Annotated in this window: 9 protein-coding genes and 1 pseudogene; 3 read left to right on the top strand and 7 right to left on the bottom strand. The window is 48.4% G+C overall.

The window, feature by feature from the left end; genetic code table 11:
- Nucleotides 1–204: 204 nt before the first annotated feature.
- Together BUA40_RS04525 and BUA40_RS04530 are read right to left on the bottom strand one after the other, a co-directional pair.
- Nucleotides 205–1,053 (bottom strand): DUF4357 domain-containing protein, encoded by an 849-nt coding sequence (locus BUA40_RS04525; RefSeq protein ID WP_072798888.1) that lies wholly within the window; start codon nt 1,051–1,053, stop codon nt 205–207.
- Nucleotides 1,054–1,151: 98 nt separating this feature from the next.
- On the bottom strand, nt 1,152–2,564 hold the full coding sequence (locus BUA40_RS04530; protein ID WP_072798890.1) for an FISUMP domain-containing protein: 1,413 nt from the start codon (nt 2,562–2,564) through the stop codon (nt 1,152–1,154).
- A 251-nt stretch (nt 2,565–2,815) separates the two neighbouring features.
- Here BUA40_RS04530 and BUA40_RS04535 point away from each other — a divergent pair, with 251 nt between their 5' ends.
- A complete protein-coding gene (locus BUA40_RS04535; protein ID WP_072798892.1) occupies nt 2,816–3,625 on the top strand; it encodes a KilA-N domain-containing protein in 810 nt (269 codons plus the stop codon).
- A 43-nt stretch (nt 3,626–3,668) separates the two neighbouring features.
- Here BUA40_RS04535 and BUA40_RS04540 read toward each other — a convergent pair.
- The 3 genes and pseudogenes from BUA40_RS04540 to BUA40_RS04555 all read right to left on the bottom strand — a co-directional run bounded on the left by BUA40_RS04540 (nt 3,669) and on the right by BUA40_RS04555 (nt 7,954).
- Nucleotides 3,669–5,663 (bottom strand): annotated as a pseudogene (locus tag BUA40_RS04540) (family 43 glycosylhydrolase).
- Between the two features lie 331 nt (nt 5,664–5,994).
- The gene (mdh, locus tag BUA40_RS04550; RefSeq protein WP_072798896.1) at nt 5,995–6,936 is read right to left on the bottom strand and encodes a malate dehydrogenase; all 942 of its coding nucleotides are present in this window, start codon (nt 6,934–6,936) and stop codon (nt 5,995–5,997) included.
- A gap of 124 nt (nt 6,937–7,060) precedes the next feature.
- Nucleotides 7,061–7,954, bottom strand: coding sequence for a hypothetical protein (locus tag BUA40_RS04555; RefSeq protein ID WP_072798898.1), 894 nt, complete (start codon nt 7,952–7,954; stop codon nt 7,061–7,063).
- A gap of 75 nt (nt 7,955–8,029) precedes the next feature.
- On the opposite strand from BUA40_RS04555, the gene yfcE reads away from it, so the two are divergent.
- Nucleotides 8,030–8,602: a phosphodiesterase gene (yfcE, locus tag BUA40_RS04560; RefSeq protein ID WP_072798900.1), complete on the top strand. Its 573-nt coding sequence runs from the start codon at nt 8,030–8,032 to the stop codon at nt 8,600–8,602.
- 97 nt (nt 8,603–8,699) lie between these two features.
- Here the strand turns inward: yfcE and BUA40_RS04565 are convergent, their stop codons facing one another.
- Together BUA40_RS04565 and BUA40_RS04570 are read right to left on the bottom strand one after the other, a co-directional pair.
- On the bottom strand, nt 8,700–9,446 hold the full coding sequence (locus BUA40_RS04565; protein WP_072798902.1) for an amino acid ABC transporter ATP-binding protein: 747 nt from the start codon (nt 9,444–9,446) through the stop codon (nt 8,700–8,702).
- Nucleotides 9,436–10,929: an ABC transporter substrate-binding protein/permease gene (locus BUA40_RS04570; protein ID WP_072799292.1), complete on the bottom strand. Its 1,494-nt coding sequence runs from the start codon at nt 10,927–10,929 to the stop codon at nt 9,436–9,438. The genes BUA40_RS04565 and BUA40_RS04570 overlap by 11 nt, the downstream gene beginning before the upstream one ends.
- Before the next feature lie 107 nt (nt 10,930–11,036).
- On the opposite strand from BUA40_RS04570, the gene BUA40_RS04575 reads away from it, so the two are divergent.
- The gene (locus BUA40_RS04575; protein WP_072798904.1) at nt 11,037–15,524 is read left to right on the top strand and encodes an InlB B-repeat-containing protein; all 4,488 of its coding nucleotides are present in this window, start codon (nt 11,037–11,039) and stop codon (nt 15,522–15,524) included.
- Nucleotides 15,525–15,527: the final 3 nt, after the last annotated feature.

The following is a 15,527-nucleotide window of genomic DNA, read 5'->3' on the forward strand; positions in this document are numbered from 1 at the left end:
TGGGCATCATACCTTCTTTGTGCAGGTCTAGGACCCTCTGCCATTCCTCTTCTGTGTGTATTTTTGTCATGCAAACCTCTAAAGTTGTGTCCAACTTTTGGGGTTTACGTCACGCCTAGGTGGCTCCGCCCCCTAAAACCCCCGCAACGCCCCGGCGCTCCTGCCTTCACAAATGTAGGTAAGAGGGTTTCAATTTTTAATACTCTATAACTCAAAGCGTTCTTTCAAAGTCTTGCCATCAGATTTCCATTCCGTTTTGCCATTGCAACTGCCTCCAATGACAAATTCGGCCGCAGGAGACAATTTTTCAAAAGGAACATCTTCTTGGAGAAAGTATTTTCCTTTTACTTTCTTGATTTTACCTTTGTCTTTGTACTCTTGGCGGAGCTTTTCAATGCTCCTACCATTGGCAGGATTGTCCAAGCGAACTTCCGAACCTGCCTTGACAATTACAGAACCATCATTGGTATTAAACAATCCATTCGCCTTTATTCCACCACGAGTTGCTTCAACTGGGATAAAAGAAGAATCAACTTTATCTGAGCAGGTGTTAGAAGGTTCAATGTTATAATCAAATACGGCTAGCCAAAAGACCATTTCCTCAAAGGTATCTTTTGCTTGAGAGAATCTTGTTAATTTCTTCTCGTCCTCGTTAAGTTTTTGTTTGTTTTGAAGTTTATAGTAATCTGTGTTCTGTTCGCAAATTCTTTTTAAACAAACAATGGCATATGTTTCTAAATCATTTATTATTGGTAACCAAGAATCTCTTTCCGTAAATATAAACATAATTGCTACAGACCAACGAAATATTTCTTGTCGATCATGCGTTTGTAATCTGCCGATTCCATTTCCAGTCTGACCAACATAAACCTTTGTTCGTTTTTCATCAAAAAGAAAATATATTCCTAATTTGTTTCCCTTTAGTCCAGATGCTTCTGACAAACAGTTACGAGGGATAATGTATGCTTTAAACGGAGCTCTTGCTTCACTAACTATGCGAATGCCATTAGGATTGTCCACCCTAATTTGAAGGAATCGTTCTTTTTTTTCCATATAAACCTCGCAATGATAGGACTTTCTACTAAAATACCTTATTTTGAGGCTTCATGCAGGTATATTTCTAGAAAATGCTCATTTTTTCAAGAAATAGCCTATTCTTCAATGTTCCTTACGCAGCGAATAGCAAGAACATCGCGTGAACTAGAACGGTAAATCAGACAATCATCACTATAATAACTAAAACTCCAGAAATGATGGCAACCTTCGAGCCAGAACAAAGCCAATTTCCCAGAGCAATTGCGAATAGAACTAGTCGGTGTAATGCAAAGTCCAAAACGGTCTATCCCCATTGGTGCACTTTTAATGGAATTCTTTAAGGATTCCTTAAATTTAGATTCGTCTAGATTTTTGTAATAATCAGTGCAGGGCAACCAACCTGAGGTACTTTTGGCAACAGTTCCAAAAGTGTTTTTGCTGTGAATTTGGCAAAAATTTCTTAATTCTTCAACATCCAAAGATGATGGAATACGCCAACCTTCTGGAATACATTCTAATGCGTCCTTTGGATTATAAGTCGCTTTACCCTTAAATTTCAGATCTTCTGCAAACCACTCCTGATTTCCAATTATGACAGTTCGATACACGCGACCATCTCTTTGATCGGTATATGCTCCAAAGGACGGATTCCACGGAACAGATTCTTCCTTACTCGGGGGAACAGAAAAACTTGGCTTGGGAGGAGAATATATTTTTGAATAGGGAAATGTATTGTCTACAATAGAATCTTCTCTTATGCATCGAATGGCAAAATAAGAGTCTTGCGTCAAAGATTCATTAGTGAGAAAATCTTCCTCGTGCAGGATCTCAATAGGATATTCATTTCTATGTATATGAGAAATTTTCCATGATAATGCCGAAGATCCTCCTGTAGACGTCCAATAGTGAGCACTTCGTCCTATGGCACGCCCAAGATCCTCCCAAATGAGATCTGGATTTTCTTTGTGTCTTTTTTCATAATAAAAAAAGCCCGACGGCAAAGCGCAAAAACCAAAAGAATCCGTTCCGCCGCATCCGTAGTACTTGTCTTTTTCCCAAAATGTTTTGCTTTTCAAAGCTATAGCGGTTTTGCCATCGCCTTGTGTTTCCAAAAACTTGGCTAATTGCAAGAAATCCCGGTTTGTCGGAATCCTCCATCCTTTTGGAGCAAGTTTCTGGACGTCAGATGTCCAACGGTACAGACAACCAAATTTTGACCATATATTATCGGTCAATCCTAATTTCTTATGAAGCCTCCATATCTTGGTTATATCATCGATTTCGTATGGTAAGGGACGATAAATATGTTCTGCCATTGTTACATAGTCAAAATATGGAGGCAAAGAACAATCTGCATCTTTTTCTGGCTTATAGCGAAGATTTTCTGCCATCCAAATTTGATTGCCTATTTTAACAGTCTTGTAGACATTTCCATCACGCTCGTCAACAAATTCGTTTGGAGAACAATTCTTTATAAGATGGTTTATAGAAGTATTTTCTCGATTTTGCTTTTTGGTCACTATAGGCATTTTGTACCTCTTGGCAACTGTATGTAAATATACATTCAAGTGAATGCCAAAATTTGTCTTTCTTGTGATCAAGAATGAAAAGTTGAACAAACGAGAGGGCAGGCTTTGCCTACCCCCCTCCTTAAAATTTCTCAAAAATCTCTTGACATCCAATTTTGGAGGAATTATATTTATTAGTGCACAAACGTTCTAGTGCTCAAAATCTCAAACGTTGCGGTTTTACGCTTGTCCGCAGCAAAAAGGAGTAAAAGATGAAACGAATAAACGTCATGAACCGAGAAATCAAAACAATGCTCGTTAACGGCGTCGATTATGTCTGCATTACTGATATTGCTCGGCAAAAGAATCCTGTGGAGCCTAAGGATGTTGTGAAAAATTGGATGAGGTCAAAAAATACAATAGAATACTTAGGTTTATGGGAAATGTTGAACAATCCCGACTTCAAAGGGGTCGAATTCGACCCCTTTTTAAAAGAAGCTGGCAGCCATTCGTTCACTATGAGCCCTTCTCGATGGATTGAAGAAACTGGTGCAATTGGACTCATTTCTAAAAATGGTGTAAACGGCGGGACTTTTGCACAATATGATATCGCCGTCAAATTTGCAAGTTGGGTTTCTGTCGAATTCGAATTGTACTTGGTTAAGGAGTTCCAACGCCTCAAGGCTGCGGAACAGGCCCAATTAGGATGGTCATTACGTCGTGAACTCTCAAAAATCAACTACCATATCCATACGGACGCCATCAAGCAGAATTTGATTCCGGCTACACTTACAAAACAACAGATGAGCATGGTTTACGCAAACGAAGCCGATGTTCTAAATGTTGCGTTATTCGGATTTACTGCCAAGGAATGGCGCGATGCACACGCCGATTTGCAGGGCAATGTCCGCGACTATGCGACGGTAAATCAGCTTATATGCCTTTCGAATATGGAATCGCTGAATTCCGTCCTGATTAAGGAAGGCTTGCCGCAGCCAGAACGATTGCAAAAGCTGAACCAGATTGCGATTTCGCAGATGACAGTACTAGAATCCATCGGAGAGAACAAACTACTAAAATAAGAGGTGGTCAAAAATTTTGACCACCTTGCCAAACGGATAACCCTTAGAACATCACCCGGTAGCGAATCTGCTTTTCGTAGTGTCGGCCCTTGAGGTCGCGGTAGCCCTTGCGAGCAGGCACCATCGTATTGTCAGGGCGGACTGCACGCGGGGCAATCGCGGTCGTTCCGCTGCTGGAACTTTCCGGCGCAATCTCGCTGGAGCTGGAAATCGGGTCGCCACATGGTTCCTGGACACAGACAACCTGCATTGGTTCAAAGATGAGATTTCCGAGAATTGCCTCGCCGGAAATTCCCGATGCCATCAGGTACAGGTCCTTGATGCCGCGCAGACCCATGTCGCCCGAGCATTTCGCCACAGACCAGCCGCCCCCCATGAGAGAACTATTTGACAGGTCGCATGTGAAAAGCGCGGTCCCGTCCTTCTTGCCGTCGCGAATCACGATCTTTCCCGAATAGGCATTTTTCACCTGAAGGAAAACATTGCCGATATCCTTGAGCGAATCAAGCACCACGTTCTCGAAAATTGCGTAGCCGCCGTCCTTGATGGCGAACTCATCATCTGCCGTCAATCGTACGCGGATGCCGTTGTCAAACCCGTTTGCCGGAATCGTATCGCGAATCACACGCAAAAAGTCAATGCGGTCCAGTTCTGCAAAATTGCCGTTCGGCGAAGGCTCCAGTTCAATGAAGTTGCCACCGCGCTTGAGTTTCGCAGGCACCATCACCACGGACTTTTCGGGGAAAGTGCCCCAGGAACCCGTAGGCGGGAGCGTCACCGTCTGCGACTTGCCATTCACCGTCACCTTGTGCGTCGCGGCCGCATCGCCACCATTGGCGTAGCGGTAACGCAGCAGGTAGTTACCTGCCTGCATGATGTTCATCGGCAGGCGAATCTTAGAGCCCGCGGTATTTACGTAGGCAAGGTATTCCCCATTCGAGGCCGTATTGCTCCGCGTAATCGCGAGGTCGCCCGACACCGCACGCGTGAGCGCACCATGTTCAACTTCGGCACTCAAATAACGCCCGAGGAAGGGCTGTCCCATCTCAGCCCAGTTATCCTCGGTGAAGACAACGTCACGTATATGAATGTGATTGTACTTGTCTCCGTTCAAGTCGTAGTAGTGGTGCACAAAACGCACGCGGTTCAGGTCCTGGAATGCCTCGCCACCGCCCGGGCCTACGTAGCGCCCGTAGCGTTCCAAGAGAATCGTGCCGCCGCCGTTCGCCATGGTATAACCGGCACGGTCCTTGTACGGTCCGGTTACTTTGTCTGCACGGCCGTAAGCCGTCTTGTACGTTGTCTGCTCGATGTTTGCGCCCTGCTGGCAGCACTTGTCCCATGCGGTAAACAAGAAATACTGCCCGCCATGCTCAATCAGGCTCGGGCCTTCTTCGGCGCCGCCGCTCGCGCTGCTGGTACGGCGCGCAATGTTGTAGACCGTCTTGTCGTCGCTCGCCTGCAAACCCGTTTTCGCATCGAGCTTGATCAGCTGAATGCCAAGCCCGAAGGAACCGAAAGCCATCCAGTAATTGCCTTCGGTGTCACGCACCACGTCGGCATCGATGGCATTGTATTTGTCTGTTCCGTCCTTGGTATGGAAAACGTGACCGTGGTCCTTCCAGCCGTAGCCCGTTGTTCCCGGCATAATCGAAGTCGTCGCCTGGTAGCCAATAGCCTAATTGCGCTTGCCGAATTCCGACACGCAGTAGTAAACGCGGTACTCGCCGTTCATGTAAAAAATATCCGGAGCCCAGATGCCCTCGGTCTTGGGCGCGTAGGTGTAGGCCCACTGCGGAACCCCGCTCACTGTAGAACGATGGTCCTTCCACGTGTAAGCGTCTTCGCTTGTCCACAGTTGCAGATTGTTATTCGTGCTCATGAGGGCGTAGCCGTCCTCAAACCGTACCATACTCGGGTCATGCCCCGGCTGCAAATTGTCCTTCGCGTACCAATCGGCCGCGAAGGACGTTGCAACACCAAGCGACGCTCCCAATAGCGCCACGAAACCAAAAGATTTTCCCAGGCCCATAACCATTATAAACTCCCTGACGACACGTCTAATCTAAATATATCTTTAAATCCTCCAAAAGTCAATATATTTTTTATTAAAAAGTCCACACTTTTAGTATGTTAAAACAGAATTATGCAGATTTTATCAAAATTTCAAAATAAAAAGTCTACACTTCGCGCGACTACAAAAAAAGCCCACCCTGAAACAAGTTCAGGGCAGGCTCTTCAAGTCCAATACAATTGGGCGCGAGCGCTACTGAAGATTACGTGTGAGCAACAAACGCCTCGTATTAACGAGGCGTGGTTGCGAGAGTGAGCGCTTTGGGTACGTACTTAGTACGATTGGGCGCGAACGGTTACGTGTGTGCGTCGACCCATTCAGCGTTCTTGCGGCAAGCTTCAACGGAGTTGTCGAAGGCAGCCTTTTCTTCGGCGCTCATCTTGACTTCGATGATCTTTTCGACACCGTTTGCACCAACGACAACCGGCACGCCGCAGTAGAGGCCCTTCACGCCGTATTCGCCGTTCAGCTTGGCAGCGCAAGAGAACACGTTCTTCTTGTCGAGGAGGTAAGCTTCAGCCATGTGCACGGCAGAAGTAGCCGGGCTGTAGAAGGCGGAGCCACGGCCGAGGAGGTTCACGATTTCGCCACCGGCACCGGCGGTACGCTTGGCGAGTTCGGCAAACTTTTCCTTACTCATGAGCTGAGAAACCGGGATGCCACCGACAGTGACGCATTCCATGATGGAAACCATGGTGTCGCCGTGGCCGCCCATCACGAGTGCCTTCACGTCTTCGACAGACACGCCGAGTTCGTCGGCAACGAAGCAAGCGAGACGGGCAGAGTCAAGCACGCCAGCCATACCGATCACCTTGTTAGCCGGGAGACCGGACTGCTTCTGCATGTTGTAGACCATGGCGTCGAGCGGGTTCGTAATCACGATCACGAATGCATCCGGAGCGTTTTCCTTAATGGCTTCAGCGACAGTCTTGATAACGCCGCAGTTCTTGTCCAGAAGGTCGTCGCGGCTCATGCCCGGCATACGCGGGAAACCGGCGGTAACGATCACGACATCGGCACCCTTGATAGCAGAGTAGTCGGTAGAACCCTGAAGATCCACGGAGGAGTTGATGACAGAGCGGCCTTCCATGATATCGAGGGCCTTACCCTTAGGCATACCCTGAGTCTGCGGAATGTCGATAAGAACAACGTCGCCAAGATTCTTCTGGGCGATAACGAGAGCCATTGTACCACCGATTTGACCAGCACCAACAAGTGCAATCTTCTTTCTTGCCATGATTTTAACCTTCCTTTTAAGGTAATTAGAATTTTACGGAACAAATATAGCACTTTTTCGTGTTTCAGACAATGGAAAATCGCCCCTCGAAGCCGAAAAACGGAAAAAATAAGCTAGCCCTGCCCTAAAACAAGTCCAACGTGCTATCCAGGTAGATTTCTTCCCGAACTCGGAGCTGGAATTCGGATTTGACCATGTAAAAAAGCAAAAATTCCAGGATGACGGCACTGCCCAGGCTACGGCCCTCGATTTTGAAATGGCGGAACCCTTGCGGGGCATAAACGTCTTGAATGTCCCCGATTCCGATAAACCCGGGATTTTTCATGGCGTCGGAAAACCGGTAGCCCCTTTGGGCGTTCGGAGAGGCACAAACGTGGTCCTCGCAGTTTTCGCCGAGGTTTTTCCGGCTCACATTCTCGTAGCAATTTTTCCGGTCGAGGCATCCGAACCAGCAGCATTCATTGCACAAGAATTCAACTTTTTGCTTTTGCTCAGCCGACAGAGCGTTCAGCTTGGCGAATTGCTTGTTGAGCCTGAAATCCGGCACCACGTAACGGAACTCGTCGCGATTCAGTTCCGCCTCAAACCGGGTAAAATCCGTCAGCACCTTCGTCGTGGACGACACGAAATAGAATCCCGGATACTTCGCCTTGAGGTAATCAAGCAACAGATCTGAATGTACGATTATACCGCTCGGGACATCGCCATTCTTCTCGAACAAGGCGCATAAATCGTTGCATTTCTTGTCAGCAAGATGCTCCTCCCGGAGAAGCGAATTGCTGAAGGTCAAGCGCGCCGAAATTCCGTATTCCTTCATGAGAGCAGCCACCTCATCGGGCTCCGCATCGCCAAATCCGACGCGGCCACCGCCCCACAGGCAATCGCTAGGCGCACCATAAATGGAACCAATTTCACTCCACTCGTAGAAGTATTCCCGATGCTCGCGGAATAGCGGCAAAAACGCCTTGTAAAGGTCGTAAAATTCAAACAGACCGGGAAGGTGGTAGAAAACGTTCATCGCTCCAAATATACCTATTTTGAATGAAATCTCCCCCGTTTTATAGCTATATTATGGAAAACGGGATTTTCTTTTATGCGTACTCTTGTTCTTTCTGATATTCATGGTTCCGCCTTCGCCTGCAAGATGGCGCTTTCTTACTTCGACAAGCTCAAATGCGACCGCATTTTCCTTTTGGGCGACCTTCTTTATCACGGTCCCCGGAACCCGCTGCCCGGTGGACACGACCCGCAGGGAGTTGTCGAGCTCTTGAGCCCACTCAAGGACAAGATTACCGCCGTTCGCGGCAACTGTGACGCCGAAGTGGACCAGATGGTGCTGGGATTCCCCTGTCTCGCGGACTACGCCGAATTCGAGGAAAACGGACTGCGCCTGTTTTTGAGCCACGGTCACCTGTACGACCCGTACCTGTTCAGCCACTACAAGGCCGACGTGTACTTCTCCGGTCATACACACATCTTTACAGCCGAAAAGAACGCCGATGGCGTCTACTGCCTAAACCCAGGCTCCACGAGCCTGCCCAAAGGCGGAAACCCGCCTACCTTCGGACTCTACGAAACCTTCGGTGGCACCACTCCCCCGCGATTCAGCGTACACCACCTGGAAACCGGCAAGGAACTGGCTGCCGTAGAAATCGTTATTAAATAAGTAGAAATGGAGATCCCCGCCTGCGCGGGGATGACAAACGAGGGCTAGATCCTTCGACTCCGAACCTACGGTTCTTCGCTCAGGATGACACAGGGTGTCACTTCTTCAGTGCCGAGAGGAATTCCTTGAGGCGGGAGTCTTTCGGGTTGTCGAAGATTTCTTCGGGGGTGCCGTCTTCCTTGACGTAGCCGTCGGCAAAGAACAGCACACGGTTGGCGACTTCGCGGGCAAAGCTCATTTCGTGCGTCACCACGACCATCGTCATGCCGGTTTTTGCCAAGTCCTTCATCATCTTGAGGACTTCGCCGACCATTTCGGGGTCCAAGGCGCTGGTGGGTTCGTCAAAAAGGATTGCCTCGGGCTGCATGGCCATGGCGCGTGCAATCGCCACACGCTGCTGCTGGCCGCCGGAGAGTTGCGCCGGGTAATGATCAGCACGTTCCAGGAGCCCGATACGTTTCAGGAGTTCCTTCGCACGGGTCTCGGCATCGGCCTTCGTTAAGAGTCCGAGCTTTACCGGAGCAAACATGATGTTCTTGAGGGCAGTCATGTTCTTGAACAGATTGAACTGCTGAAACACCATGCCCACACGCCTGCGCACACTCGGCTTAGACACACCCTTCGCCAAGATGCTCTTGCCATCCAACAAAATGTCGCCACTCGTGGGATGTTCCAACAAATTCAGTTGGCGGAGGAACGTAGACTTGCCGCAGCCCGAAGGCCCGATAATCGCAATCACGTCGCCGCGGTGGATGTCTAAAGAAATTCCCTTGAGAATCTGCTTATCGCCGTAGGCTTTGCAAAGGTCCTTGACCTGGATTAAAGTTTCTGCATTAGCGTTCATTTTTCTTCAACCTCTTTTCAAGCTTTGCAACGCAAGACGAAAGTCCTGCCACCAGGATAAAGTAGATGGCCGCTACAGCAAGGAGCGGGAGCATGGCCTCATAGGTCATGCTGCGGATAATGTCACCACCGCGGGTCAAATCGGTCAGGCCGATGTAGCCGCAAATGGAAGTTTCCTTGATGAGCGAGATAAATTCGTTCGTGAGTGCCGGGAGCGAATTCTTGAAAGCCTGCGGGTAAACGATGCTGTAAAGAATCGTGCGGAAACGGAGGCCAAGGCTGCGCCCCGCCTCGATCTGCCCCGGATCTACCCCCTTGATACCGCTGCGGATAATTTCGGAGACGTATGCACCGGAGTTCACGCCGAAAGCGACAATCGCCACGAGAATCTTGTTCACGTTCACCGACGAGAATACGATGTAATAAATGATGAGCAGCTGGATCATCATCGGCGTTCCGCGAATCACGGCGAGGTACACCCTGGCGATTCCATTCAGAACCTTAAGGCGGCCATTGAATTCGTTGCTGGTGCGGATTTGCGCAATCACAAAGCCAATCAAAATGCCGAGGAGGGCTGCAAAGAACGAAATAATCAGCGTGTTGCAAAGGCCTGTGACAATGAACTTCCAGCGGTCCTCTTTCACAAAATTCTTGTGCAGGTGATCAACGAAGGATTCTTCGCTCACAGCAGCCTCGTCACCGCGGACAATCACGACAATTTTCGAGAGCGTATACGGAGTCGTGAAGTTGATGGACTTCTTGCGTTCCTCGGTCACGGTAAAGCCCGCGAAGCCCACATCGGCCTTGCCCGAAGAAACCGCATTGATAATCGCATCGAATTCGATATCCTGGATTTCAACCGTGCGGTTCATGAAGTCGGCAATATAGTTGACCACTTCGATATCGAAACCGGTAATTTTGGCGTTTTCGTAGTATTCGTACGGCGGGAACTGGGCGTTCGTTGAAAGCACCAGCTTCGGGCCTTCGGTCACTTTCTTCTGGTAATGGTAATTGCCGCTGCGATTGATGTAGGTGTTAAAGAGGGAATCGTAGGTTCCGTCCAGTTTCATCTGGGCGAGTGCCTGGTTCACCGTATCGAGCAACGCTTCGTTGCCCTTCGCGACCACGCCCGCGTACATTTCTTCGACAAAGACTTCTTCGAGAATGCGGAGCGACGGATTCTGCCGCACAAAGGCCTTGGCCGGCTGGTCGTCACTCATGACCGCATCGATTTTCCCCTGCAACAGCGCCTGCACGGCATCGGCCAGTTTCGTGTAGCGATCCACGTCGATTTTTGCCGTATCGCCGCCGAAATCGGACGCGTAAATATCGGCGGTGTTGCCGATCTGCACACCCACTTTCTTGTGGCCGAGATCGTTAATGCTGTGGACTTTATTGGGGATTACCGCCTGCTTGCTTTCGCAAGAAACCAGGGCGAGCGCGTAAAACGCTAAAAAAAATGGGAGGAGGATTTTTCGCATCATTTTCACCTTAGTCCAAAATTTAGCCATCGCCAAAGCGCATGTCAATAATTCTTGTTATATTTAACACATACGGGTTTATTAAAAAAACTTGTTTTGAGGAGAAAAACATGAGTATAAAAGAGTGTTTTGGGTATTTACTGCTCTGTGTTGGTTTTGCCGCAGCCGCCACAATTTCACCTAAAGAGCCCTCCCTGAAAGACGGATGCTACCAGATTGGCACCGCCCAGGAACTTTTCGGACTTGCCGAAATATCAAAAAAGCGCTCCTACGAAAATCCGGCCCTCCTTTGCGCCAAACTCACCGACAACATCGTAATCAACAAAAACGTTTTGGACGAGTACGGCGACCTGAACTCAAAAGCGAAAGACCTTGTCGCCTGGACACCCGTTGGCTTTGCAGGCATATTCGATGGAAACGGCAAGACCATTTCGGGCCTGTACGTGAATGACACCACCATAATGAGGGTAGGTCTATTCGAAAGCGTTGATTACACCTCCTATACCGATACTGTCGTTGTCAAAGACCTTGGTATCGAGGACTCCTATTTTTATGGCAAATACAAGAATACGAATGACCCCTATATTGGAAGTATCTTTGCCTCAACGACCCCTAATGCAGCCTATATAAGGATTTCCAACTGCTACAGCAATGCAACCCTTGAGGGTTGGGGGATTATTGGCGGACTTGTGGGCGGAAACGGTAGCAAAATGACTATCGAGAATTCCCACTATTCCGGAAAAATCCGCACCAAAATTTCAGCCGACGCAGGAGGACTAATCGGTACTTCCGGCGGAGACACCTTGTTCATCATTAACAGCTACAACTCGGCCAACATCAAAGGTGGCGGTTCTGCAGCAGGCCTCGCCTCAGCGACTAGAGTTGTAAAAGTGGTAAACAGCTACAACACAGGTGACCTCTCTAGCGATGAATACAGCGTTGCCGGTTTAATCGGCGGAATTACAGCCCCCAGTCGTGTGCCCAGGATTACCGAATACTCGAACATTATCCAGTCTTACAACACCGGCAAGCTTTATTCGGCAACCGGAGACATCGGCGGTTTAATCCTTAGTATTAACGGAACCGAGCTGAACATCATCAACTCGTACAGCGAAGGCGATTTTTCGGATAAATACATAGACTTCCAATACGGCTACGACGGACTTGTCGTAAAGATCAAGTCCAGCGAATTAAATCTCATCAACAGCTTATATACGCAACAGACGATTGACTCTACGACAAATCTCAAGCTATATTACCAGTGCGACACCAATTCAACCTGCAACATTATCAATTCCTATGCGCTTTCTGAATCGGGCTACAAGTACGATTATTCCGTCACCAGTAAGGAACTCGAAGACGGTTCCATCGCACAATTGCTTCACGACTACAAGAATGGCGACATTGATGGATCCATCTGGGGACAAGATGTCGGCAACGACGTCCATCCGGTATATTCCGGCGAAGTCAAATACAATACGGTAGAAGCGCACATCACCCCCACGATTCCCCAACTGGTTGACGGTTGCTACGAAATCGGGAACGCCGACGAGCTCTACGGATTTGCTGCGGTCGTAAACGGCACCGACAGTACGGACGCCAAGCTGGACGTTTGCGGAAAACTGACAGCAGACATCGTTATCAACGAACGCCTGATTGTAAAAGACACTCTCCTCAACGAAAGAGGCCGTCGACTCGTCAACTGGGTGCCGATTATGAATTTTGAAGGGGTATTCGACGGGCAAGGACATTCCATTTCGGGAATCTACCTCAATCACCCTATTAGTGACTCTGTCGGATTCTTCGGTGTTATCGGAAGAAAGGATGTTCCTTCTGAAGTGACAATCAAGAACCTTCACATCAAGGACGCTTATTACAAGTCCGAAAACATCGGCGGTATTGTCGGCTGGCTTCATTGGTCACTCACCCTTTCAGGCTGTTCATTCGAGGGTTACCTCAGCGGCGGCAATGCGGCAGGCCTTATTTATGCGGCACGCGAATTCGAATACTCCCGCGACCAACGAGATTTCATCTCGATCAAGAACTGCCACACCAAAGCGATCATAAACGCCTATTGGTATGCAGCAGGGTTCATAATCAATGCAGATTATTACAAGAATATCAGTATCGAAAATTCTTATAGCGAATCTGAATTTGTAGCCCCCGAAATCTGGGGAGAAGGAGCGGGTTTCATCTGCCATATCGAACGTGGAAGCCTCAACATTTCCAACTCTTACAGCTACAATAAACTGTCTGATGTATACAAAAAATTCGGTTTGATCAATAGCTACGGAACATCCCTCTACATCAAGGTTGATACGCTTTCAATCATCAATTCATTTATTCTTCTTGATGAATCGAACAGCAATGTCAAAAGCAGGCTTGTCCTAAAACCAAACACTTTACCTGAAGTTTCCATCAAGAACTCCTACTACATTTCGGATACCATAAGCATTTACGGAGGCACTATCGCCCCCAGAGTTGACTTTGCAAACGGAACGATCGCCGCAGAACTTCACAATTATAAACTCGACGGAGTGGACGGATCTATCTGGGGCCAGACAGTCGGTACCGATCCCTACCCCACCCTTAAGGGTAAAATTACCGGCTACACACCCACCACCTTAAAATTGACCTTGATTACCTACGAAGGCGACACCACAAAATACATCGACCATTTCGTGCCGGGACACAAGATTAACCTGCCCATGCCTAAACAGGATGGATTCATTTTTGCAGGATGGTTCAACGACAACAAATACGAAGGCGACGCCGTTCTTTCTGTCGGAATCAAGGATACAAGCGACGTGACCCTTTACGCCAAGTGGATCGAAAACAAATCCCTGAAGCCGAAGGGCGATTGCTTCGAAATCGGAACCGCCGATGAACTTTACCAATTCACCCACTATGTGAACGACACTACTCGTGAAAATCTCAAAGAAAACATCTGCGCCAAGCTCACGGCAGACATTACCATCAACAAGCATGTCCTTACCGCCCCCGAAACACTGAACGAAGATGCCATCGGCTTTATCAGTTGGACTCCGATCCAGAATTTCCGCGGATCCTTTGACGGTCAAGGACATTCTATTTCAGGGCTTTACTTTAACGACGAAAGAATATCCGATGTCGGTCTTTTCGGGACAGTTTCCTTTGGCGATAACTCATGGTTCCGCGAAGATACGGCCACCATCAAGAACATCACTCTGAAGGACTCGTATTTCCTCGGCTATGAGAATGCTGCTGGAATTGTTGGAAAGGCAACCCACTCCGTTATCATTTTTGAAAATGTCCATAACGAAGGCCTAATTAGAAGCAACGAATATGCGGCAGGCTTACTTGCAGATGCAGATTACGCAGCCTACCCCGTTATTTTGAATTCTAGCAACAAGGGCGCCATATTCGCCGAAAATACTGCCGCAGGACTGATGGCCGGGAGCTTCAACGAGACAACCATCAGCAACTGTTACAATCTGGGACACATTACAGCGACATACGCAGCCGGAGGCATCGCCACAGGAATTGCAGGAGATTACTATGATGACGAGGAACCCTATTCAATCATTGAATTCTCCTACAACTCCGGAACCATTAGCGGAAACGACGGAGCTGGTGGCATATTGAGCGGATGCGGCAAATGCAAGCTTATTGAAACGGCAAATGTAGGCAACGTGTCAGGATCCACTGATATCGGCGGATTAATCGGAGAACTTTCGGGAGACATTTACAACTCGTACAACTCCGGAAAAATTGAGGCCAATTATCGATTTGGAGGACTAGTCGGTAACGCCAACAACATTAACATTACCAACTCCTTCAACACGCAACGCATAGAAGAGGGCGATTACAACCATGGCGGCCTTGTCGGCGCTTATGAAAGCTACCTGGAACAGAACATCACAAATTCCTACTTCATCAATACCGACGTAGACAACCATTTCCAGCAGATTCAAGTGACCGCAAAGGATTTTGCTGACGGCACCGTGCTGAAAGCTTTGCAAGATTATACGGACAGCGTCATTGACGGAAAATGCTGGATCCAAAATATCGGCAAGGATGCGCACCCCGTTCTGAAGAGCTTGAACATTATTGCCATCAATTCTTCGAGCGTAACGCCCACAAGTTCTTCGTCTGTCATCAAGTCGTCAAGTTCTGCAGCTGAAAGCAGTTCCTCAAGCACAACGATTTCGAGCAGCAGCGAGCCAAAGTCTTCCTCCAGCGTTACGTCTTCTAGCAGCGACGCCAAATCGTCTAGCTCTTCTGTCAAGGAAACGTCCAGTTCGTCCGAAGGAGCGAAATCCAGTTCTTCTGAAGCAGGCAAGTCTAGTTCGTCCGAATCCGGAAAATCCAGCTCTTCGGGCAAGGAATCTATTGCCGAAGGCATTGTTCTGGACATCCACTACAATTTGTCCATCGACAACAGGAACATCTTGATTACAGGCGTTCCCGCCAAGACTTATGTGGCCTTGTTCGACATGAACGGAACGCTTGTCGACAGGAAACTGACGGAATCGAACGGCGCAACGCTGGCCGCACCTCGCTCCGGACGCTATATCGTCCGAATCAAGGCGCAAAACCAGAGCGTCATCGTAAAATAACGC

Origin of the sequence: Fibrobacter sp. UWT2 (genome assembly GCF_900142545.1) — a bacterium.
In the GTDB taxonomy this organism is placed as follows: Bacteria; Fibrobacterota; Fibrobacteria; order Fibrobacterales; family Fibrobacteraceae; genus Fibrobacter.